A 21,131-nucleotide genomic window follows, 5' to 3' on the forward strand; every position below is an offset into this window, starting at 1 on the left:
GTTTCCCGCATCTTCGCAGTTCAGAGACCCTACGCCCCCGCCGCGACCTTGCGGCGCAGGCGCAGGATCATCGCCGTGCCGACCGCCAGCGGGACGTACTGCCAGCAGAACGCCCAGCGGAAGGCGTCGGCCGAGTAGGAGTCGGTGCCGGCCGGGGAGAGGCCGTCGAGGAGGACGCCGATGCCGAAGAGGGTGATCATCGTGCCGATGAAGCCGCCCATGTTGACGATCCCGGAGGCGGTGCCGAGGCGCTCCACCGGGTTGCGGGCGCGGGCGTAGTCGAGGCCGACCAGTGAGGCGGGGCCGTTGCTGCCCATCACCACGATGATGGCGGACAGCAGCCAGATCGGCGGGTGTCCGCCGGGCCAGGCCAGGACGAGCGCCCAGCCGAGGGCGGTGGCCGTGATGACGGTGAGGACGATCGGCATCCGGGCCCGCGCCGAGACGGAGAGCACCCGGCCGAACAGGAAGCCGAAGGCCATGTTGCTGAGCACCAGCAGGGTCAGCATTCCGCCGGCCGCGGCCCGGGAGAGGCCCTGCGCCTCCACCAGGTAGGGCAGGCCCCAGAGCAGGCCGAAGGCGTTGCCGGGGAACTGGGTGGTGAAGTGCACCCAGAGCCCGAGCCGGGTGCCCGGTTCGCGCCAGCACGCGCGGACCTGTCGGCCGACGTTCGGCCGCGGCGCGGGCGGGTGTTCGACCGGCCGTACGGCGGCGGCCGGGGCCTCCTTGAGGAAGAGCGCGACCAGCGCGAAGACCGCGACGCCGAGCAGGGCGATCGCGGTGAAGGTGGGTGTCCAGCCCTCGCGGTGCAGGGCCTGTGCGAGCACCACGGTGGTGATCAGGTTGCCGCCCATTCCGGCGAGGCCGGTGAGCTGGGCCACGAACGGGTTCCGGGCGGCGGGGAACCACCGGGCGGCGAGCCGCAGCACGCTGATGAAGGTCATCGCGTCGCCGCAGCCGAGCACCGCCCGGGAGGCCAGCGCGGGGGCGAAGGAGGAGCTGAACGCGAAGGCCAGTTGGCCGAAGCTCAGCAGGACGACGCCGATCAGCAGCACCCGGCGCGGCCCGATCCGGTCGACGAGCAGGCCGACCGGTATCTGCATGGCCGCGTAGACCAGCACCTGGAGGATCGAGAAGGTGGAGAGCGCGGAGGCGCCGATGCCGAAGCGGTCGGCGGCGTCCAGTCCGGCCACGCCGAGGCTGGTGCGGTGGATCACCGCGAGGATGTAGACGCTGACGCCGATGGACCAGGCGAGCCAGGCCGCGCGCCCGCCGGGCGGGGACGGCGCGGGGGCTGCCGACGGCGCGGGGGCGGCCGACGGCGCGGGGGCGGCCGACGGCGGCGAGTCGGCGGTTCGGGGAGCGGGGACGGACAGGGGTTCGGCTGAACGGGCGGGCTCCACGGTCATAGTGCGACCAGACTAGTCATCCCATGATGGGACGCCCAGTGCGGGGTGCGGTCGATCGTCCACGGACCACGGATTCCGCGGACCGGGCGTCAGCCGCGCGTCAGCCGGTCACCGTCCAGGCCACCGACCGGGTCATGTAGCGGTCCCGGAAGGCCTCGTCCCGCACCCAGTCGGTGGTGTCCCGGACGGTCGCCGTGACGGTGGCCGTCCGGCCCGGGGCCAGGTTCAGCTGGTCGGTGTCGAGCCAGGTGCCGTCGGCGGCCTGCGGCGTCACCGCGACGCCGTCCACCTTCCATTCGACCTTCAGCTGTCGCGGGCCGGTCAGCGGCACCGGCCGGACGTTCAGCCGGGGGTGCCCGCTCACCTCGCCGGGCGGCGGCGACGGGGCGTCGGTGGGCCGGATCCTGCGGTACAGCTCCTCCATGATCGCTTCGCGCGACGGCAGGTTGTAGGCGCTGCCCAGGGTGCGCATCACCGAGTCGGGGGTGGGCCGGTAGAGGCCGTTGGCGCTGCGGTAGGCGCCGACCGTCCCGGCGCCGTCCGGGGACTGCGCGCCCAGCCAGCGCCACCACTTGGTCTGCTTCTTGCGCATGTCGTCGGCGTCGAGGGTGGCGAGGTTCGGGTACTCGGCGTCGTCCGGGGCGCTGTCGTACTCGTCGCCGAGGTCCCCCACGGTGTGCCCGATCTCGTGCTGGATGATCCGCCCGGCGTCCGGGCTGCCGCCGGCCAGGGTGGTCACCCCGGTGCCGCCGGCGCCGCCGTACTCGGTGGAGTTGGCCAGGGCTATCAGGTACTGCGGCCCGGAGCTGTCGCCCGCGTACCGGGCGGTGGCGGATTCGTCGGCGCAGAGCAGCCGGGCGGTTCCGTCGCACCAGAAGTGCATGCCGAGCGGGGTGGCGGGGTTGCGGCCGCGGCTCTCGGTCTCGGCTATCCCGGAGACCGGGGAGACCACTTCGACCCGCCGTATGTTGAAGAACCCCTGGTAGGTGCGGAACGGCTCGATGGCCATCAGCGCGTGCCAGGCCCGGTCGACCTGCTGTCGGAACAGGTCCTGTTCGGTGGCCGTGTAGCCGTCGCCGAGCAGGACCAGGGTGATCCGGTTGGCCGGGTCCCCGGTGCGGCGTATGTCGACGGTGGGGGCGGCCGTGACGGTCCGGCGGTCGGAGCGCTGTGCGCTGTGCGGCGGGACCGCCCGGTCGGCGGGGGCGCCCGGCCCGATCACGCCGAACGGCGAGGGGCCGACCAGTTCCAGGGCGGCGGGGAGTACGGCGGTGGACACCAGCACGAGCGCGGCCAGACTCCGAACGAGACGGCCAGGGTTGCCAGGTGGCATACGGGTGCGTCCTCGGGGTTCCGGTCACCCGGCGTAGCCCGGGTGGTGGAGCGAAGACGTACCCGGACGGGTGTGTCACCCCTACCGCGCGCCGAAAATGTCACCGACCTGGCCGAATGACCCTCACCTCACCAGTCATCCCAATGACTGGAATATGGCCGATGACAGGCCTCTCGTCAGCGCCTGCGGAGGTTCAGCACCAGGTGGGTGCCGAGCCCGAACAGCAGGCCCCAGAAGGCCGAGCCGATCCCGAACAGGCTCATCCCCGAGGCGCTGGCCAGGAAGGTCACCACCGCCGCGTCCCGCCCCCGCTCGTCCGCCACCGCCGCCGCCAGGCTGCCCTGCAGCGAGGCCAGCAGGGCGACCCCGGCGATCACCGCGATCAGTTCCTTCGGCAGGCCGGTGAACAGGCTCACCAGCACCCCGCCGAAGCTGCCCACCAGCACGTACAGCACGCCCGAGGACATCCCCGCGACGTAGCGGCGGCGCGGGTCGGGGTGGCTCTCCGGGCCGGAGCAGATCGCCGCCGTGATCGCCGCCAGGTTCACCCCCGGCGAGCCGAACGGCGCCAGCAGCAGCGACACCACACCGGTCGACCCGATCAGCAGCCGGTCGTCCGGCCGGTAGCCGAAGGCCCGCATCACCCCGAGGCCCGGTGCGTTCTGCGAGGCCAGCACCACGATCGTGAGCGGCAGCGCCAGCCCCACCGTGGCCGCCCAGGAGAACCCCGGCACGGTGAACACCGGCCGGGTCGGCCCGCCCGCGCCCAGGTGCAGCGGGAGTCCGACGGTCAGCGCCGCCAGCACCCCGCCCACCAGCAGCGCCACCGGGACGGCGTACCGCGGGGCCAGCCGCTTGGCCAGCAGGAAGGCCGCGAGGCTGCCCACCACCAGCACCGGCGCGCCGTGCACGGCGCCGAAGATCCCGGCGCCGAAGGAGAACAGGATGCCCGCCAGCATCGCGTTGACGATCCCGGCCGGCACCGCCGCGATCAGCCGGCCGAACCAGCCGGTCACCCCGAAGAGCGTCACCACCACCGCGCTCACCAGGAACGCCCCCACCGCCTCCCGGTACGGGTACGCGCCCAGGCTGGTCACCAGCAGCGCGGCGCCCGGGGTGGACCAGGCGGTGATCACCGGGGTCCTGGTCCACCAGCTCAGCGCGAAGCCGCTCAGCCCGCTGCCGATGGCCACCGCCCAGATCCAGGACGCCGTGTGCGCCGCGTCCAGCCGTCCGGCGGCCGCCGCCGCGAGCACCACCACCAGCGGCCCCGAGAACGACACCGCGATGCAGACCAGCCCCGCCAGCAGCGCCGGCCCCGACACGTCCCGTCGCAGCGACCGGCGCTCCTCGCCCCCGTCCGGCACCGTCTCCGGTCGGACCGTCAGCTCTTCAGTCATTCCGGAAGTATCCCGAACGCCGCGCCGGGGCCCCGGAAAAGTCTTTGAAACCACCCGCAACCCCCGGCGAGGATGCACGTCTGTACGGATGAAGGCACGGAGAGCGCGTCCGTCATCGGCTGGTCCTGATCGCCGTCCGCCGGCCTCGCTCCCAGCGCCGGCCGACGGGCGGGCAGAAGCGGAGGGGCCTTCCCCCACACGGCGGTGTGGGGGAAGGCCCCTTCGCGGCTTCCCGTTCGTGACGTCCCGGGCCGTCAGCCCCAGGTGATCAGGCGCTTCGGGCGCTCCAGCAGCGCGGCCACGTCGGCCAGCACCTTGGAGCCCAGCTCCCCGTCCACCAGGCGGTGGTCGAAGGAGAGCGCCAGCGTGGTCACCTGACGCGGGACGACCTTGCCCTTGTGCACCCACGGCATGTCCCGGATCGTGCCGACGGCGAGGATCGCGGCCTCGCCGGGGTTGAGGATCGGGGTGCCGGTGTCGACGCCGAAGACGCCGACGTTGGTGATGGTGATGGTCCCGCCCTGCATGTCGCCCGGCGAGGTCTTGCCCTGGCGGGCGGTGTCGATCAGCTCGCCCAGCGAGACGGCGAGGCCCGTGAGGGTCTTGCCGCCGGCGTCCTTGATGTTGGGGACGATCAGGCCGCGCGGGGTGGCCGCGGCGATGCCGAGGTTCACCTGGCCCTTGATGACGATCTCCTGGGCCGCCTCGTCCCACTGCGCGTTGATCTCGGGGTGCCGCTTGACCGCGGTGAGCAGCGCCTTGGCGACCAGCAGCAGCGGGCTGATCCGGACGTCCCGGCCCAACTCGCCGCTCTCCTTGAGCCGGCGGACGAACTTCATCGTGCGGGTCACGTCGACCTGGACGAACTCGGTGACGTGCGGGGCGGTGAAGGCCGAGGCCACCATCGCCTGCGCGGTCGCCTTGCGGACGCCCTTGATCGGCACCCGGACGTCGCCCGTCACGGTGACCGGCACCGGCACCGCAGCACCGACCGGCCCGGCCTCGACGGGCGCCGCCGCCGGGGCGGCCTGCGCGGTGGCCTGCGCGGTGGCCAGGGCCGACGCGTGGGCGTGCACGTCCTCGCGGGTGATCACACCGTCCCGGCCGGTCGGGACGACCGCGCGCAGGTCGATGCCGAGGTCCTTGGCCAGCTTGCGCACCGGCGGCTTGGCCAACGGCCGCCCCCCGGCGGGCTGTTCGGCCAGGACGGGCGAGGCGGTCGCGACCGGTGCGGCCGGTGCGGCCGGTGCCGGAGCGGCCGGCACGACGGAAGCGGCCGGCACGACGGGCGCGGCCGGAGCCGGCGTCGCGGTGACGGTCGTCGTGGTCGTGCGCCGGGCCCGGCGCTGGGCGGTGCCGGTGCGCGGGCCGTAGCCCACCAGCACCTCGCGCCGCTCGGGCTCGGCCGGTTCGGCCGGCGCGGCGGCGGCGACGGACGCAACAGCAGCAGCAGGAGCGGCAGGAGCCGCGGCCCCGGCCTCCCCGGCGACCGCGACCGAGATGATCACGGTGCCGACGTCGACCGTCGCGCCCGCGGGGAAGAAGAGCTGCTCGACGACCCCGTTGAACGGGATCGGCAGCTCCACCGCCGCCTTGGCGGTCTCCACCTCGCACACGACCTGCCCGTCGGTGACGGTGTCACCGGGCTTGACGTACCAGCTGAGGATTTCGGCCTCGGTCAGGCCCTCGCCCACATCGGGCATCTTGAACTCGCGGAGCGAGCGAACTTCGGTGGTCATCTTCGCTCCCCCGGATCAGTACGCGAGTGCGCGGTCGACGGCGTCGAGCACGCGGTCCAGGTCGGGGAGGAAGGCCTCCTCGACGCGGGACGGCGGATACGGCGCGTGGTAGCCGCCGACCCGCAGGACGGGCGCCTCCAGGTGGTAGAAGCACCGTTCGGTGAGCCGGGCGGCCAGTTCGGCGCCCATGCCCAGGAAGACCGGCGCCTCGTGCACCACGACGGCCCGACCGGTGCGCTTGACCGACTCCTCCAGGGTGGTGAAGTCCACCGGGGAGAGCGAGCGCAGGTCGACGACCTCCAGGCGGCGGCCGTCCTCCTCGGCGGCCGCGGCGGCCTCCAGGCAGACCTTGACCATCGGGCCGTAGGCGAGCAGCGTGGCGTCGGTGCCGGAGCGCACGATCCGGGCGTCGTGCAGTCCGAGGTCGGCGGCGTCGCCGACCTCGCCCTTGTCCCAGTACCGGCGCTTGGGCTCCAGGAAGACCACCGGGTCGTCCGAGGCGATGGCCTGCCGCAGCATCCAGTGCGCGTCGTGCGCGTTGGACGGGCTGACCACGCGCAGGCCCGCGGTGTGCGCGAAGTACGCCTCGTGCGACTCGCTGTGGTGCTCGACCGCGCCGATGCCGCCCGCGAAGGGGATGCGGATGGTGACCGGGAGCTTGATGTTCCCGAGCGCGCGGGCGTGCATCTTGGCCAGCTGGGAGACGATCTGGTCGAAGGCCGGGTAGACGAAGCCGTCGAACTGGATCTCCACCACCGGGCGGTAGCCGCGCAGCGCCAGGCCGATCGCGGTGCCGACGATGCCGGACTCGGCGAGCGGGGTGTCGATCACCCGTCCCTCGCCGAAGTCCTTCTGCAGGCCGTCGGTGATCCGGAAGACGCCGCCGAGCTTGCCGATGTCCTCGCCCATCAGGACGGTCTTCGGGTCGCTCTCCAGCGACTTGCGCAGCGCGCCGTTGAGCGCCTTGGCAATGCTGAGCTGACCGGCCATCAGTGGTTCTCCCCCGCCTCGAAGGAGGCCGCGTACTGGACGTACTCGGCCCGTTCCTCATCGACCAGCGCGTGCGGCTCGCTGTACACGTGGTCGAAGATCAGGGTCGGGTCCGGGTCGGGCATGCCGCGCACGCCCTCGCGCACCCGCAGCCCCAGCCGCTCGCTCTCGGCGTCGATCGCGGTGAAGAACTCCTCGTCGGCCAGGCCCTCCCTCTCCAGGAGGGCGCGGAGCCGGGCGATCGGGTCCTTGGCCTTCCAGGCCTCGGTCTCCTCGGTGGGCCGGTAGCGGGTGGGGTCGTCGGAGGTGGTGTGCGCGCCCATCCGGTAGGTGAACGCCTCGATCAGCACCGGGCCGTTGCCGCTGCGGGCGTGGTCGAGCGCCCAGCGGGTGACGGCCAGGCAGGCCAGCACGTCGTTGCCGTCGACCCGGACGCCGGGGAAGCCGAAGCCGGAGGCGCGGCGGTACAGCGGGATCTTGGTCTGGGTGGTGGTGGGCTCGGAGATCGCCCACTGGTTGTTCTGGCAGAAGAACACGACGGGCGCGTTGTAGACCGAGGCGAAGGTGAAGGCCTCGTTGACGTCGCCCTGGCTGGAGGCGCCGTCGCCGAAGTAGGCGATGACCGCGTCGTCGGCGCCGTCCTTGCTGATGCCCATCGCGTAGCCGGTGGCGTGCAGGGCCTGCGCGCCGATCACGATGGTGTACAGGTGGAAGTTCTTCTCGTTCGGGTCCCAGCCGCCGTGGTTCACGCCGCGGAACATGCCGAGCAGGTTGAGCGGGTCGACGTCGCGGCACCAGGCGACACCGTGCTCGCGGTAGGTGGGGAAGGCGTAGTCGCCGGTGCGCATGGCGCGGCCGGAGCCGACCTGGGCGGCCTCCTGGCCGAGCAGCGAGGCCCACAGGCCCAGCTCGCCCTGGCGCTGGAGTGCGGTGGCCTCGCCGTCGAACCGGCGGACCAGCACCAGGTCGCGGTAGAGGGCGCGCAGCTCCTCCGGGGTGGTGGTGAGCGGGTAGTCCGGGTGCTCGACCCGCTCGCCTTCCGGGGTGAGCAGCTGTACGAGCTCCGGCTGGGCGTCCTTCCCCGTGGCGCGGAGGGTGTCAGGGACGCCGGGGGCCGCCTTCTTGCGGGCCCTCGCCGTGCTTTTGACGGTCACGTTCACTCCTCGGTCTGTCCGGCCGCCCGGGGTCGCCGGTGACCGGTCCGGTCACCGCCTCGCGGGGCGCGCGTGGGTGTGCGCTCCTACTGCGGGGCAGGTGGTGATCCTGTTCCGACGGCGTCCCTCACGAGAACGTTACCCAGCGTCCGCCCTTGGCGCGCTTGCGCTAGGACGTCCTACTTGTTCAGGGCCTACAACCCCGAGGGTGCCGCGGGCAGCGCGCCGTCGGAAGGGTGGGGGTGACGGACCGCGTGACGCAGCTCTCAATTCGGGCGCCTTCAGGACACCAGCGCACGTTATCCGGGCGCGGGCCCGTACGTAAGGGGGTTCTCGGTATCGGTTTCGGACCGCCCCGGTCGGACCACCTGGCTGCGGCACCAGGGACGATAGGTCTTCCGTACGGTGATATGGGAGGCTTTGGACGTGACTGATAACGGACAAATCAGGGTGTTCCTGCTCGACGATCACGAGGTTGTCCGGCGGGGCGTGCACGATCTGCTCTCGGTCGAGGACGACATCGAGGTGGTCGGCGAGGCCGGCACCGCCGCCGAGGCGCTCACCCGGATCCCGGCGGTCCACCCCGATGTCGCGGTGCTCGACGTCCGGCTGCCGGACGGCAACGGGGTCGAGGTCTGCCGGGAGATCCGGTCCCGGATGCCGGAGATCAAGTGCCTGATGCTGACCTCGTTCTCGGACGACGAGGCGCTGTTCGACTCGATCATGGCGGGCGCGTCCGGCTACGTCCTGAAGGCGATCCGCGGCACCGACCTGATCACCGCCGTCCGGGACGTCGCGGCCGGCAAGTCGCTGCTCGACCAGGTCGCCACCAGCCGGGTGCTGGCCCGGCTGCGCGACGGCGGCGAGAAGGAGGACGAGCGGCTGGCGCAACTCACCAAGCAGGAGCGCCGGATCCTCGATCTGATCGGCGAGGGGATGACCAACCGTCAGATCGGCAACGAGTTGCACCTGGCCGAGAAGACGGTGAAGAACTACGTCTCCAGTCTGCTCGCCAAGATGGGCATGGAGCGACGCACCCAGGCAGCGGCCTTCGTGGCACGGCACCAGGCGGACCAGCAGCACTGATCAGAACAGCGATCACAGAACTGACGACTTGTCAAGGGCCCCCGCACGGGGGCCCTAACCTCTGGCTGTGACTTTCAGCCAGACCCTCTCCTGTTCCCCGGCCCGCCCCGACCTCTCCGCGCCGCCGATAGGGACCCTCAGTCCGCCCGTCCCGCGCGCCGCACTCGCCGAGGTCCTGGGCCGCTACCGGGTGGGGGGGCTGCTGACCGCCGAACCGGTCGCCGAAGGCCTGCTGAACCGCGGTTACCGGGTCACCACCGAGACCGGCGCGTACTTCCTGAAGTGCTACGTCGACGCCGCCACCGCCAGCCGCCCGAAGATCGTCGCCCACCACCGGGCGATGGCCGGGCTCCAGGCCCTCGGACTGCCCGTCGCACCCCCGCTGACCTGCGCCGAACGAGCCGGCACGGTGGCCGGCTACGGCGGCCGGCTGTTCGCGCTGTTCCCCTGGGTGGATGGCCGACACCGGCACGGTACCGACCTCTCCCCGCCGCAGTGCGACGCGCTCGGCGCGCTGCTCGGCCGACTGCACGGCGCGCTCGACGACGTGTGCGCCCCCTTCGAACAGCCCCCCGGCTACCGCACCGCCGACCCCCTCGACAGCGCCGACCTCGCCCGCGACCTGCGGCGCCACGCCCGCGACCACCGCCCGTACGGCGACCTGGACGCGCTGGTCGAACGGCGGCTCACCGAACGGCTGGAACTGCTCGCCGAACACGCCCACCGCCGCCCCGCCCCGCAGACCGCCCCGCCCACCGGCTGGACCCACGGCGACTTCCACGGACTCAACCTGCTGTACGGCGACGGCCCCGACGGCGGCCCGGTCGCGGCCGTCCTGGACTGGGACAAGCTCGGCCCGCAGCCGCGCGCCGAGGAGGCCGTCCGCGCCGCCACGCTGCTCTTCAACGACCGGGCGTCCGGCACCCTCGACCTGGTGCGGGTCCGCCACTACTCGCAGTCCTACCGGGCCACCGGGGCCGCCACCGCCGAACACCTGGCCGCCGCCGTCCACCGGGTCTGGTGGGAGCGGCTGAACGACTTCTGGATGCTCCAGTGGCGCTACCAGCGGGCCGACCACCGGGCCGACCCGCTCTACCCCGCCTCGGCCGGCCAGTTGACGTGGTGGTGCCAGGAGTACGAACAGGTCCTGGACGCCTTCGCCAACTGACCGGTGTCAGCCCGGCCCGATCAGGGCGTCGCCGGCGGCTGGGTCGCCGGCGGCTGGGTGGCCGGCGGGTTCGACTTGGTCACCGGCGGCTGCGTGGCCGCCCCCGTGCTGCCGCCGCTTCCCGTGCTCGGGGTGGTCGGCGCCGTGCTGGGCGTGCCGGGCGCCGTGGTGGGGGGCGGGGTGTGGCTGGGGGTCTGGCTGGGCGACGGGGTCGTCGAGTGCTTGCCCGAACCCGGCGACGGCGACATGTTGTTGTTGCCGTTGTTGTTGCCGCCGTTGTTGTTGCCGTTGTTGTTGCCGCCGTTGTTGTAGCTGCCGCCGTTGCTGCCGTTCTCGGTCGGCTGCGTCGGGCGCCGGCTGCCGGTGTTGGACGCGGGCGGGCTCTGCGAGCCGCTCTGGGGCGGCGTGCTGGGCTCGGTCGTGCTGACCGCCGGGAGCGGCGTCGGCGGCACGATGTGCGAGTTCCCGGGTTCGTTGCCGCTGAACGCGAACGCCATGCCGACCCCGGCCGCGAGCAGCACGGCCACGGCGCCGGCCACCCAGGCCCACGGCCCGCGCCGACGGCCGGAGTCGCCGTCGTCGTCGCCACCGTAGGGGCCGCCGGCCCCCGGGTAGGGCGTCGACGGGGTGTGCGGGCCGCCCGGGCCCCCCATCCCCTGGTAGGGCAGCACCGAGGTCTGGTCGCCGGGGCCGATCGCGCCGAAGGCCGCGGTGGCCGCGGTCTGGTCGGGCCGGATCACCTGGGTGGCGTCGGTGTTCCCCTGCCCCGCGGCGGCCAGCCCGGCCGTCGCGCCGGCCCAGCCCGCGCCGCCCGCGCCGTGCATCTCGCGCAGCGCGTGCTGGAGGTGCGCGCGGAACTCGTCGGCGTCCTGGAAGCGGTCGTCCGGGTTCTTGGCCAGCGAGCGCAGCACCAGCTGGTCCAGCCCGACCGGCACCCGGCCGTTGGCCTGCGAGGGCGGCACCGGCATGTCCTGGACGTGCTGGTAGACCACCGAGAGCGGGGTGTCGCCGGTGAACGGCGGGCGCAGCGCCAGCAGTTCGTACAGCATGCAGCCGGCCGCGTACAGGTCGGAGCGGTGGTCGACGGGCTTGCCGAGGGCCTGCTCGGGCGAGAGGTACTGCGGGGTGCCCATGACCATGCCGGTCTGGGTCATGGTGCTGGCCGTGCCGGTCAGCGCCCGGGCGATGCCGAAGTCCATCACCTTGACGGCGCCCGCGGTCGTGATGATCACGTTGGCGGGCTTGATGTCCCGGTGGACGATGCCGTTGCGGTGGCTGTAGGCCAGCGCCTCCAGCACCCCGGCGATGATGATCAGCGCCTGGTCGACCGGCGGCGCGTCCTCGTCCACCAGCAGCTCGCGGACGGTCCGGCCCTCGACCAGCTCCATCACGATGTACGGCGTGGACTCGTCCCCGGCGTACTCCTCGCCGGTGTCGTAGACCGCGACGATCGAGTGGTGGTTGAGCCCCGCGACGGCGTGTGCCTCGCGGGTGAACCGCAGCCGGGCGATGTCGTCCTGGGCCAGCTCGCCGCGGAGCAGCTTGACCGCGACCGTCCGGCCCAGCCGTACGTCCTCGGCCGCGAACACCTCGGCCATGCCGCCGCGGCCGAGCCGGTAGGTCAGCCGGTAGCGGCCGTCGCCGACCGTGCCCAGCGGCGCGGCCATGCCGCGGCCGGGGGTCTGCGGGCCGCCGGGCCCGACCGGGGGAAACGCGCTGGTCGCGGCGTCGTTGCCGGGTCCGGGCATCCTCGGCGTCCCGCCGGTCCGGCCGTCAGCTCCGGCACCCGTTCCGTCATCCGGCTGCTGCGTCTGTGCCATCGCTCCTCGCCCCGGGCGTTCGCTCGGATCGCGGTGCCCTGTCGCTTCGTATCCCCGAACGCTACCGCCTCCGGCGCGGGCCCGTGGCACGCCCGAACCGGCCGGAAAGCGTCAGAGCAGGCCATTCCGGTCGACCGGAAGGTCAACCACCAGCACCACTGCGGGCCGCTCACCGGCGGTGTGCCCGGTCTTGGTCTTCGTCTTGTTGTCCTGTGCCTTGTTGACCACGATCGCGATGATGATGCCGGCCAGCACGAGCACGCCGACGATGATCGCGATGACGACCACGGCCGTCGAGCAGCCGCCGCCGCTGGGCGCCTTCGGCTGCTGGTACGGCGGCATCGGCTGCGGCGGCGGGGTGTGCGCCCGCTGCGGCGGGGCCTGCTGGAGGTACTGGGGGTGCGGCGTGTGCGGCCCCTGCGGACGCGGCGGCTGGAAGGCCGGCGGCGGGGTCCGGTACTGCGGCTGCTGCGGCGGCGGAGGCTGCTGGAGGTACTGGGGGTGCGGGGTCTGCGGCCCCTGCGGACGCGGCGGCTGGAAGGCCGGCGGCGGGGTCCGGTACTGCGGCTGCTGCGGCGGCGGAGCCTGCTGCGGGTACTGGGGGTGCGGGGTCTGCGGCGCCGCGTGCACCGAGCGCGGCCCCTCGTTGATCACCAGCGGCGTGCTGGCCTGCAACGGGTGCCCGCTGCCGCCGCCCTTCGCGGCCGCGATCAGCCGCTCCGCCTCGTCCCGCATCGCCGCCGCGCTCTGGAACCGGTGCGCCGGGTCCTTGCGCAGCGCCTGGGCGACGAAGGCGTCCACCGTCGGGGTGACCGACCGGTTGAGGGTGGACGGCGCCGGCGGCTCCTCCTGGACGTGCTTGTAGGCGATCGAGAACGCCGAGTCGCCGTCGAAGACCAGCTGCCCGGTGAGCATCTCGAAGAGCATCACGCCGACCGAGTAGAGGTCGGAGCGGGCGTCCACCGGCTTGCCGAGCGCCTGCTCGGGCGACAGGTACTGCGGGGTGCCGACCACCATGCCGGTCTGCGTCATCGACGTGGCGCCCGGTTCCAGCGCCCGGGCGATGCCGAAGTCCATGACCTTGACGTTGCCCTTGCGGTCGAACATGACGTTGCCGGGCTTGATGTCGCGGTGCACCAGGGACATGTCGTGCGAGGCCTCCAGCGCGTTCAGCACGCCGACGATGACCCGTAGGGCCTCCTCGGTCGGCATCGCGCCGCACTGGGCGACCGCCTCGTTGATCGCCTCGCGCAGGCCCTTGCCGTCCACCAGCTGCATGACGATGTACGGGGTGCTGGAGCCGTCCGGCGCGACGTCCTCGCCGCTGTCGTACACCGTGACGATGTTCGGGTGCTCCAGCCGGGCCACCGCCTGCGCCTCACGGCGGAACCGCTCCTTGAACGAGGCGTCCCGGCCCAGCTCGTTGTGCATGCTCTTCAGCGCGACCTGCCGGTCCAGCACGCTGTCGTACGCGAGGTGCACCGAGGCCATGCCGCCCTCGCCCAGCAGCCGCTGCAGCACATAGCGGCCGTTGCCCAGGGAGGAGCCTCCGACCGCCGCGTTGCCGTGCTCGCTCATGGTCCTCTGCTCCCCCTCGGCGCGGCCGTGGCGCCGCGACCGTGACGTTCGGTCTCGTCCGTGCGTGGTGGGCCGGGCCCGCGGGCCTGGCGGACCCCTGCCGCGGCGGTACGACCGGCCTGCGACAGGGGTCAGGGTATCGGCTGACGCCGACGGTGATCGGTCCAGGGCCGGTCCTGCCCCCGGACCGCCGGCGCCGCCGGACGGCGCCCCGGCCCGGGGCGGACCGTCGTGGTACGTCCGGTGTCGGCGGCCCGTTACAGGTACGGGCCGGAACGGATGCCGCGGCCCTGGCCCGGCTCGTCCTCGTCCAGCTCGCCGCCGTGCAGACCGGGCGGCAGCGCCCGCCGCATCTGCTCCAGCTGGGCCCGCGCCGCCATCTGCTGGGCGAACAGCGCGGTCTGGATCCCGTGGAACAGGCCCTCCAGCCAGCCGACCAGCTGGGCCTGGGCGATCCGCAGCTCCGCCTCGGTCGGAATGATGTCCTCGTTGAAGGGCAGCGACAGCCGCTCCAGCTCGGCGACCAGCTCGGGGGCCAGACCGAGCTCCAGCTCCTTGATCGAGCTGGCGTGGATGTCCTTCAGCCGGGCCCGGCTGGCCTCGTCGAGGGGCGCCGCCCGGACCTCCTCCAGCAGTTGCTTGATCATGCTGCCGATGCGCATGACCTTCGCGGGCTGCTCGACCATCTCGGTCACCGGGAGCTCACGCGGCAGGTCGCCCTCGTCCTCGTCCCCCGCCGAGCCGGCGAACCCCTGGCCCACGGGCAGCCCGTCCGGTCCGACGATCAGCACCTTCTGGCCGTCCTGCGACTGCCCGCCCGCGGCCTGGAATGGCTGCTGAAACGAGCGCTCGTTCATCGGATTCGTCATGAACAACATTCTCTCTCACTGGGGTTGGTCGGGCGGAAGCCCCCGTACAACCGCCGTCCTGAGCCACCGCTGACGACGGTACGCCCCCGGGCGCCGCCCCGGAATCCGTACGGATACTCAGCTCCCGGCCCGCCCCGGCCCCCCTGGGGCGTGCACACACCCCTCACGGAACCTCCCCCGCCGCACCCGCCCCGCGACTCAGCCCCGGCGCAGCCGCAACCCGATCAACCCCAGGCCGCAGCCGATCAACCCCAGCCCCGCGCCCAGCGGGAACTGGACGGTCGAGGCGTCCCGCCAGCGGGCGGGCAGGACGGCGGGGACGGCGGCGGCGATGGCCTGGGCGGTCGCGGCGGCGGCGTCCGATGCGGCGGCGGCGTTCGGTGCGGCGGCATCCGCCGTGTCCGGGGCGCCCTGGTCGGCCTCGGGCTGGTCCCCCGCACCGGCCTGCCCGGTACTCCGGTCGGGAACCTGGTCGGGGTTCTGCTCGGGAACCTGCGCAGGGTTCTGCCCGGGGATCTGCGCAGGAGCCTGCCCGGGGATCTGCTCGGGAGCCCGGTCCGGCGCCCGCTCCGGGGCGGTGTCGGCGCGCTCGGGCGCCCACACCGCCCAGCGCCGGTACACCCGGGCGTCGCCCCGGCCGGGGCGCGGGTGCTGCGGCGGCCCGACCGCCGGAACGGCCTCGGGCTCCGGCCCACCCACTGCGGCGGGCTCAGCGGTGAACGGGGGCGGCGACGACGACGCCGGCCCGACGGCGGCGGCCGCCGAAGCGGCGGCCAGCGGGAGCGTGAGCCCGAGCACGGCCGCCGCGATCAGTCGCTGGGCCCGGCCCGGGCCGGTACGGCGGGTACGACGGTGGTGCGGCGCGGCGGGCAGCGGCCCGAGGAGGTGCGTTGGTGCGGCCACGGTCGGAGGTCCTTCCGACGGCCGACCGCGCGCGGCGGGGTCGGCGGCGGGACAGCTCCGAACCAGCCTCACACAATCCGACGATCAGGGCATTTCGGATGTTCCGCCCCGGGCCGCAGCCCCGCGGACCCGGCTCAGGCCCGCAGCACGACCTTGCCGACCTGCTCCCCCGCCTCCAGCGCCCGGTGCCCGTCGCCGGCGTCGGTCAGCGGCAGCACCCGGTCGATCACCGGCTTCACCACCCCGGACTCCACCAGCGGCCACACGTGCTCGCGCACCGCCGCCACGATCGCCGCCTTCTCCGCCAGCGGGCGCCCGCGCAGATTGGTGGCGATCACCGCGGCGCGCTTGCGCAGCAGCGCGTTGAGGTCGAGCTCGCCCTTCACGCCGCCCTGCAGCCCGATGATCACCAGCCGCCCGTTGACGGCCAGCGCGTCCACGTTCCGCTGCAGGTACTTGGCGCCCATGATGTCCAGGATCACGTCCACCCCGGCCCCGCCGGTGGCCTCCTTGACCGCCTCGACGAAGTCCTGCTCGCGGTAGTCGATCGCGATGTCGGCACCGAGTTCGACGCACCGGGCCAGCTTCCCGGCGCTGCCCGCGGTGACCGCGACCCGCGCGCCGACCGCCTTCGCCAGCTGGATCGCCATGGTCCCGATGCCGCTCGCGCCGCCGTGCAGCAGCACCGTCTCGCCGGGCCGCAGGTGGGCGGTGAGGAACACGTTGGACCACACCGTGCAGGCGACCTCGGGCAGCGCGGCGGCCTCCTCGAAGCCCAGGCCCTTGGGCAGCGGCAGCAGCTGTCCGGTCGGCACCGCGACGAGCTGCGCGTACCCGCCGCCGGACAGCAGCGCGCATACCTCGTCGCCGACCGCCCAGCCGGACACGCCCGGGCCGAGGGCGGCGATCCGCCCGGCGCACTCCAGCCCGGGGTAGGGCGAGGCGCCGGGCGGCGGGTTGTAGTGGCCCTGCCGCTGGAGCAGGTCGGCGCGGTTGACGGCGGTGGCCGCCACCTCGACCAGGACCTCGCCCTCGCCGGGCACCGGGTCGGGCACCTCCGCCCACACGAGGGCCTCGGGACCGCCGGGTACGGGAATCGTCATCGCATGCATGCCCCGAACCTACTGCGCGTCACGGCGAGGAGGGGGCAAGGCCCGCGTCAGCCGGTCGACTTGATCACGATCACCCGGTCGGTGAGCTGGAGCACGGCGGCCTCGGGCTCGGTGTAGTTGAGCACCCGCCGGCCGCGGACCACCGCGACCACCAGGTCCTCGCACGCGCGCGGGCTGTGCCCGGCCTCGGCCCGGGTGACGGGGCGCTCGACCACGTCCAGGCCGTTGCCGTAGGTGAGCAGGTCCTCCATCACCGCGCCGGCGTGCGGGCTGAGCATCGACAGGCCGAGCAGCCGCCCGGCCGAACTGGAGCTGGTGACGACGACGTCGGCGCCGCTCTGCCGCAGCAGCGGGGCGTTCTCGTCCTCCCGGACGGCCGCGACCACGGTGGCGCCCTTGTTCAGCTGGCGCGCCGTCAGCGTGACCAGGACGGCGGTGTCGTCCCGTTCCGGCGCGATCACCACCCGGGCGGCGGTGGGCACCTCGGCCCGCAGCAGCGTGTCGGTGCGGGTGGCGTCGCCGACCACGCCGACCAGCCCGTGCCGGGCGGCCTGGTCGATCACCTTGCGCTGCGGGTCGACGACGACGATCTCGTCCTTCTTCACGCCCTGCCCGAGCAGGGTGTCGACGGCGCTGCGGCCCTTGGTGCCGTACCCGATGACGACGGTGTGCTCGCGCACGGTGGACCTCCAGCGGTTCAACCGCCACTGCTGGCGGGTTCGTTCGGTGAGCACCTCCAGCGTGGTCCCGACCAGGATGATCAGGAACACCACGCGCAGCGGGGTGATCACGAAGATGTTGGTGAGCCGGGCGGCGTCGCTGTACGGGGTGATGTCGCCGTACCCGGTGGTGGACAGCGTCACGGTCGCGTAGTACGCCGCGTCCAGGAAACTGACCCCGCCGCCCGCGTTGTCGTTGTAGCCGGCCCGGTCGACGTAGACGATCAGCGTCGTGGCGACCAGGACGGCGAGCGCCACCAGCAGCCGGGAGCCGACCTGCCGGACGGCCGGCGCGCTCCGCCGGGCGGGCAGCACGATCCCGGCGTCCGACCACGGCTCGGTCCCCGGGGCGGGCGCACCCCGCAGCCTGCTCATGCGGTCGCCTCCCGGCTGTCGTGGGACGCGCACGCCCCGGTGGGCCCGTTCACGGTGCCTCCAGCAGTTCGACGGGTGCGCCGGCCGCCGCGCCGCCGGGCGGGACCACGGCCAGCGCCTCGGCCCGGGCGAGGCCGCGCAGCATCGCGGGCCCGTCGAAGGCGAGTGGGACGACGCCGTCGGCGGTGTGCCGGACGGGCAGCAGCCGGGTGTCCACCGGGTGCCCGGGCAGGCCGACGGCGGTGGGTGCGAGGACCGGAGTGACGGCGGACCGCCCGCTGCGGGCGTGCAGCAGCGGCAGGGCGAGGGTGACCGTCCCGGCGACGGCGGCCAGCGGATTGCCGGGCAGCCCCACCAGGTGCCGCCCGCCCGGAAGTCCGCCCCCGGCGGGGCCGGCCGACGGGGATGCGGCCGACGGGAGTTCGGCCAGCAGCATCGGGTGTCCGGGGCGAACGGCCACGCCGTCCACCAGCAGTCGGGCGCCGGCCTCGGCGAGGGCCCGGTGCAGGAAGTCGACCGGGCCGGCCGCCGTTCCGCCGGTGGTGACCACGATGTCGGCGGTGGAGTGCCGCAGCGCGTCCCGGAGCAGCCCGAAGTCGTCCCGGACGGCCCGCACTTCGGCCACCTCGGCACCGGCCGCCCGCAGCCAGGGCGGCAGCAGCGGCCCGAGCGCGTCCCGGACCAGGCCCGGACCGGGGACGCCCGAGGCGAGCAACTCATCGCCGAGGACGAGCAGTTCGACCACCGGGCGACGACGCACGGCGAGCCGGTCGTGACCGCAGGCGGCGGCCAGGCCGAGCACGGCCGGGCCGACCGGGACGCCACCGGGCAGCAACGCCTCGCCGCGGCGGCACTCCTGGCCACGCGGGCGGACGTCCTGACCGGTGGTCAGCGGGTGGCGGCCGCAGTCGTGCAGCAACGTGCCGTCCGAGCGGCCGTGCTCACGGCGCAGGACGGCGGTGGCGCCCGGCGGCAGTTGGGCGCCGGTGGCGATCTCGACGGCGGCGCCGTCGGCCAGCGGCGCGGGTGCCGCCCGGCCGGCCAGCACCCGCCCGGCGACCCGCCAGGGGCCCGGCCCGGCGACCGCCCAGCCGTCCATCGCGGAGGTGTCGAAGGCGGGCAGGTCGGTCAGCGCGGTGAGCGGCTCGGCGAGGGTGCGGCCGAGCGCCTCGGCGAGCGGCAGCCCGACCGCCGGCAGCGGGCGCAGCCCGGCCCGGCGGGCGGCCTCGCGGGCCTGCGCCCAGCCCAGCACGCCGGGACCGGTCGACGGGGCGGCCACGGTGGTCTGCCCGACGGCGCTCACGGCTCGCCCGGCCCGGCGGCGGCGCTCCAGCGCTCGGCGAGCGCGGCGGTCCGCCGGGCGGCCTCGGCCACGGCCTCCGGCCCGCCGCCCTGTTGGGCGGCCGCGTAGCCGATCAGAAAGGCGGTCAGCGGCGCGGCCGGGCGGGCCACCCCGTGCGCGACCACCCGGGCGAGGTCGAGCAGTCCCCGGACGTCGACGTCCAGGTCGATGCCCAGGTCGGCCCTGACCTCGGCGATCCAGTCTTCCAGCGTGCGCTCCATGCGCCCATGCTGCCTGATCGGCGGTTTCCCCGGAGTGTTCGCCCCGTGTGCGGCGCGCGTCGTTTCCCGCACGGACGCCCGCGCGGGCCGTGAGCACGGACCCCTAGGGCGCCCCTACGACCGGTCGCGCTCCCGGGCCTGTTCGAGGTCCTCCCAGGTGTCGCAGTCGTAGGCGACGTTGTCGGTGTCGGCCACCAACTGCCGGGCGAGACCGCCGGTGAGGCGGCGCAGCGGGAGGCCGGCCGGATCGCCGAGGGCGGCCAGCGCGGTGCGCAGCGGGGCGGTGCGGTAGGCGGCGGCGAGCGGCTGATCGCGCCCGCCGGCGTCGACCAGGACGGCGGCGTCGACGGCCGGGCCGGCCTCGGCGAGGGCGGTGACCAGCCGGTCGACGGTCCGCCGGTCCAGGAACGGCAGGTCGGCGGCGAGCAGCAGCACGGTCGACGCGGTGACCAGGTCGAGTCCGGCGGCGACGGCGGCGACCGGCCCGCCGCCCGGCGGCTGCTCCCTGGTCCAGCGGACGCCGGTGCGCGCGGTCGGCCGGCCGGGGCCGACCACGACGGTGGTGCGGGCGCCCGCGCAGGCGGCGAGCACCCGGTCGAGCAGGGTGGTCTCGCCCACGGTCAGCCCGGGTTTGTCGGCCCCGCCGAGGCGACGGGCGGCCCCGCCGGCCGGGACGATCACGTCGTAGGGCGTCATGCGGCCAGTATCCGCCCTACTCGGTTTCGCCCTTCCCGGGCTCCGTGCGCTCCTCGGTGATCTCGTCCTCGACGATCTCCGCCTCGATGATGTCGTCCTCGACGATCTCCGCCTCGACGATCTCGCCCCCTCGCGCCGCCCGGGCGGTGTTGGCGGCGGCGCCCAGTTCCAGGATGGCCGGCAGCGTCAGCTCCCCGTACCGCTCGTTCATCGCGGTGACCAGGGCCTCCGGGTCGTCCGGGTGCACGGCCAGCAGCCGGTCGAAGTCCTGGAGGTACTCGCCGGTGAAGGCGAGCACCCGGGCGGCGTCGTCGCCCTGGTCGGGGGCGCGGTGGCCGGCGATGACCCGGTCCACGCCGAGGTCGGCGATCCGGCCGAGGTTGTGGCCCCAGGTGGTGCGCTGGGCCGGGGTGGTGTCGGCGGTCCAGACGTGGGTGCCGTTGTAGGCGAAGTCCCCGGCGATCACCGTCCGGATGCTCGGCACGTGGACGACCGTCGAGTCGCCGCAGTCGGCCTGGCCGAGCAGCAGCACGGGGATGACCTGGCGGTCGAGCATGAGGGGCTGCGGCAGCAGCGGGGCGGGGATCAGCGGGTGGTCCGGGATGTCGTCGCCGTAGACCGGCTTCCACTGGGCGACCTTGGCGGCGGCGGTGCGCCGGATGCCGTCGACCACGGCGGGCGCGGCCAGCAGCCGGGCGTCGGGGAAGAGCTTCAGCACCTCCTCGGCGCCGAAGTAGTGGTCGGGGTGGTGGTGGGTGACGACGATGGCGAGCAGTCGGCGGCCCTTGCCGGCGACCCATTCGGCGAGTTCGCGGCCGGCGCTGCGGGTGAGCTGGGCGTCGACCAGGATCGCGGTCCGCTCGCCGAGGATCAGGGTGGAGGTGGCGAAGAAGGCCGATTCGGGGCCGGTGAAGACGGCGACCTCCAGCGGGCGGGCGGGCCGCTCGTGGTCCGGGGCGGCGGCCTCGGCGGCCGTGCGCTCCGCGCCGGCGCCCTCCTCGGGCGGGGACGACGTCACTGGCTGCTCCCTCTGGTCGGCGGTCGGACTTCCTGCGCCCTACAGCATGGGAGTACCGGTGTCGGATTGCGCGGAAGGCGCGCCCGGCGGGGCGCGCCTTCCGGCTCAGGTCACATCGCGGTCCGGACGGCCGGCGCCTTGGCGTCGTGGGCGGCCTGCCCCCGGACGCCGTGCTCACCGCGATGGTCCAGGACTGCCT

At 74.1% G+C, this 21,131-nt stretch carries 16 protein-coding genes and 2 pseudogenes; 2 read left to right on the forward strand and 16 right to left on the reverse strand.

The features are described from left to right. Window positions 1-29: 29 nt before the first annotated feature. The 6 genes from ACFWPT_RS20720 to pdhA form a co-directional block, all read right to left on the reverse strand. Window positions 30-1,409: a nitrate/nitrite transporter gene (locus ACFWPT_RS20720; RefSeq protein WP_380483261.1), complete on the reverse strand. Its 1,380-nt coding sequence runs from the start codon at window positions 1,407-1,409 to the stop codon at window positions 30-32. Window positions 1,410-1,509: 100 nt separating this feature from the next. Then, entirely contained in the window at window positions 1,510-2,688 is a 1,179-nt protein-coding gene (locus tag ACFWPT_RS20725; protein WP_380369776.1) for a M64 family metallopeptidase, read from the reverse strand. A 230-nt stretch (window positions 2,689-2,918) separates the two neighbouring features. After that, window positions 2,919-4,142 carry a benzoate/H(+) symporter BenE family transporter gene (locus tag ACFWPT_RS20730; RefSeq protein ID WP_380369773.1) on the reverse strand — a complete coding sequence of 408 codons (1,224 nt, stop codon included), beginning with the start codon at window positions 4,140-4,142 and terminating at the stop codon, window positions 2,919-2,921. A gap of 254 nt (window positions 4,143-4,396) precedes the next feature. Next, window positions 4,397-5,881, reverse strand: a complete 1,485-nt coding sequence (locus ACFWPT_RS20735; protein WP_380483263.1) for a dihydrolipoamide acetyltransferase family protein — start codon at window positions 5,879-5,881, stop codon at window positions 4,397-4,399. 15 nt (window positions 5,882-5,896) lie between these two features. Next, window positions 5,897-6,871 carry an alpha-ketoacid dehydrogenase subunit beta gene (locus tag ACFWPT_RS20740; protein ID WP_063348502.1) on the reverse strand — a complete coding sequence of 325 codons (975 nt, stop codon included), beginning with the start codon at window positions 6,869-6,871 and terminating at the stop codon, window positions 5,897-5,899. Further along, window positions 6,871-8,025, reverse strand: coding sequence for a pyruvate dehydrogenase (acetyl-transferring) E1 component subunit alpha (gene pdhA / locus ACFWPT_RS20745; protein WP_380369767.1), 1,155 nt, complete (start codon window positions 8,023-8,025; stop codon window positions 6,871-6,873). Before pdhA ends, ACFWPT_RS20740 begins: the two co-directional genes overlap by 1 nt. A gap of 426 nt (window positions 8,026-8,451) precedes the next feature. Here pdhA and ACFWPT_RS20750 point away from each other — a divergent pair, with 426 nt between their 5' ends. Then, complete coding sequence (locus ACFWPT_RS20750; protein ID WP_063348500.1) at window positions 8,452-9,111, forward strand: response regulator transcription factor; 660 nt, start codon at window positions 8,452-8,454, stop codon at window positions 9,109-9,111. A 67-nt stretch (window positions 9,112-9,178) separates the two neighbouring features. After that, complete coding sequence (locus ACFWPT_RS20755) at window positions 9,179-10,279, forward strand: phosphotransferase (RefSeq protein WP_079135737.1); 1,101 nt, start codon at window positions 9,179-9,181, stop codon at window positions 10,277-10,279. A 20-nt stretch (window positions 10,280-10,299) separates the two neighbouring features. Here the strand turns inward: ACFWPT_RS20755 and ACFWPT_RS20760 are convergent, their stop codons facing one another. From ACFWPT_RS20760 to ACFWPT_RS20805, 10 genes and pseudogenes are all read right to left on the reverse strand, one after another. Then, window positions 10,300-11,946, reverse strand: coding sequence for a protein kinase (locus tag ACFWPT_RS20760; protein ID WP_107453050.1), 1,647 nt, complete (start codon window positions 11,944-11,946; stop codon window positions 10,300-10,302). A 264-nt stretch (window positions 11,947-12,210) separates the two neighbouring features. Then, on the reverse strand, window positions 12,211-13,677 hold the full coding sequence (locus tag ACFWPT_RS20765) for a protein kinase (protein WP_380483265.1): 1,467 nt from the start codon (window positions 13,675-13,677) through the stop codon (window positions 12,211-12,213). Between the two features lie 257 nt (window positions 13,678-13,934). Then, complete coding sequence (locus ACFWPT_RS20770) at window positions 13,935-14,546, reverse strand: bacterial proteasome activator family protein (RefSeq protein ID WP_208869088.1); 612 nt, start codon at window positions 14,544-14,546, stop codon at window positions 13,935-13,937. 198 nt (window positions 14,547-14,744) lie between these two features. Next, complete coding sequence (locus tag ACFWPT_RS20775) at window positions 14,745-15,449, reverse strand: hypothetical protein (RefSeq protein WP_380483268.1); 705 nt, start codon at window positions 15,447-15,449, stop codon at window positions 14,745-14,747. 134 nt (window positions 15,450-15,583) lie between these two features. After that, window positions 15,584-16,561 carry an NAD(P)H-quinone oxidoreductase gene (locus ACFWPT_RS20780; RefSeq protein WP_380369751.1) on the reverse strand — a complete coding sequence of 326 codons (978 nt, stop codon included), beginning with the start codon at window positions 16,559-16,561 and terminating at the stop codon, window positions 15,584-15,586. 47 nt (window positions 16,562-16,608) lie between these two features. Then, window positions 16,609-17,655: a potassium channel family protein gene (locus ACFWPT_RS20785; protein ID WP_380369749.1), complete on the reverse strand. Its 1,047-nt coding sequence runs from the start codon at window positions 17,653-17,655 to the stop codon at window positions 16,609-16,611. Window positions 17,656-17,704: 49 nt separating this feature from the next. Further along, window positions 17,705-18,958 (reverse strand): molybdopterin molybdotransferase MoeA, encoded by a 1,254-nt coding sequence (locus ACFWPT_RS20790; RefSeq protein WP_380483270.1) that lies wholly within the window; start codon window positions 18,956-18,958, stop codon window positions 17,705-17,707. Beyond that, window positions 18,955-19,236: pseudogene (locus ACFWPT_RS20795) on the reverse strand (DUF6457 domain-containing protein); the annotation flags it as partial. The gene ACFWPT_RS20790 and the pseudogene ACFWPT_RS20795, both read right to left, overlap by 4 nt. 108 nt (window positions 19,237-19,344) lie before the next feature. Beyond that, window positions 19,345-19,914 (reverse strand): annotated as a pseudogene (locus ACFWPT_RS20800) (molybdenum cofactor guanylyltransferase); the annotation flags it as partial. A gap of 16 nt (window positions 19,915-19,930) precedes the next feature. Continuing rightward, window positions 19,931-20,932 carry an MBL fold metallo-hydrolase gene (locus ACFWPT_RS20805; protein ID WP_380483272.1) on the reverse strand — a complete coding sequence of 334 codons (1,002 nt, stop codon included), beginning with the start codon at window positions 20,930-20,932 and terminating at the stop codon, window positions 19,931-19,933. Window positions 20,933-21,131 lie beyond the last annotated feature (199 nt).

It is taken from the genome of Kitasatospora sp. NPDC058478, assembly GCF_042720345.1.
In the GTDB taxonomy this organism is placed as follows: domain Bacteria; phylum Actinomycetota; class Actinomycetes; order Streptomycetales; family Streptomycetaceae; genus Kitasatospora.

Coding starts and splice junctions, on each gene's coding strand:
- ACFWPT_RS20735 (WP_380483263.1), bottom strand. CDS start 5,881: ATGACCACCGAAGTTCGCTCGCTCCGCGAGTTCAAGATGCCCGATGTG.
- ACFWPT_RS20770 (WP_208869088.1), bottom strand. CDS start 14,546: ATGACGAATCCGATGAACGAGCGCTCGTTTCAGCAGCCATTCCAGGCC.
- ACFWPT_RS20780 (WP_380369751.1), bottom strand. CDS start 16,561: ATGCATGCGATGACGATTCCCGTACCCGGCGGTCCCGAGGCCCTCGTG.
- ACFWPT_RS20760 (WP_107453050.1), bottom strand. CDS start 11,946: ATGGCCGCGCCGCTGGGCACGGTCGGCGACGGCCGCTACCGGCTGACC.
- ACFWPT_RS20765 (WP_380483265.1), bottom strand. CDS start 13,677: ATGAGCGAGCACGGCAACGCGGCGGTCGGAGGCTCCTCCCTGGGCAAC.
- ACFWPT_RS20740 (WP_063348502.1), bottom strand. CDS start 6,871: ATGGCCGGTCAGCTCAGCATTGCCAAGGCGCTCAACGGCGCGCTGCGC.
- ACFWPT_RS20785 (WP_380369749.1), bottom strand. CDS start 17,655: ATGAGCAGGCTGCGGGGTGCGCCCGCCCCGGGGACCGAGCCGTGGTCG.
- ACFWPT_RS20730 (WP_380369773.1), bottom strand. CDS start 4,142: ATGACTGAAGAGCTGACGGTCCGACCGGAGACGGTGCCGGACGGGGGC.
- ACFWPT_RS20720 (WP_380483261.1), bottom strand. CDS start 1,409: ATGACCGTGGAGCCCGCCCGTTCAGCCGAACCCCTGTCCGTCCCCGCT.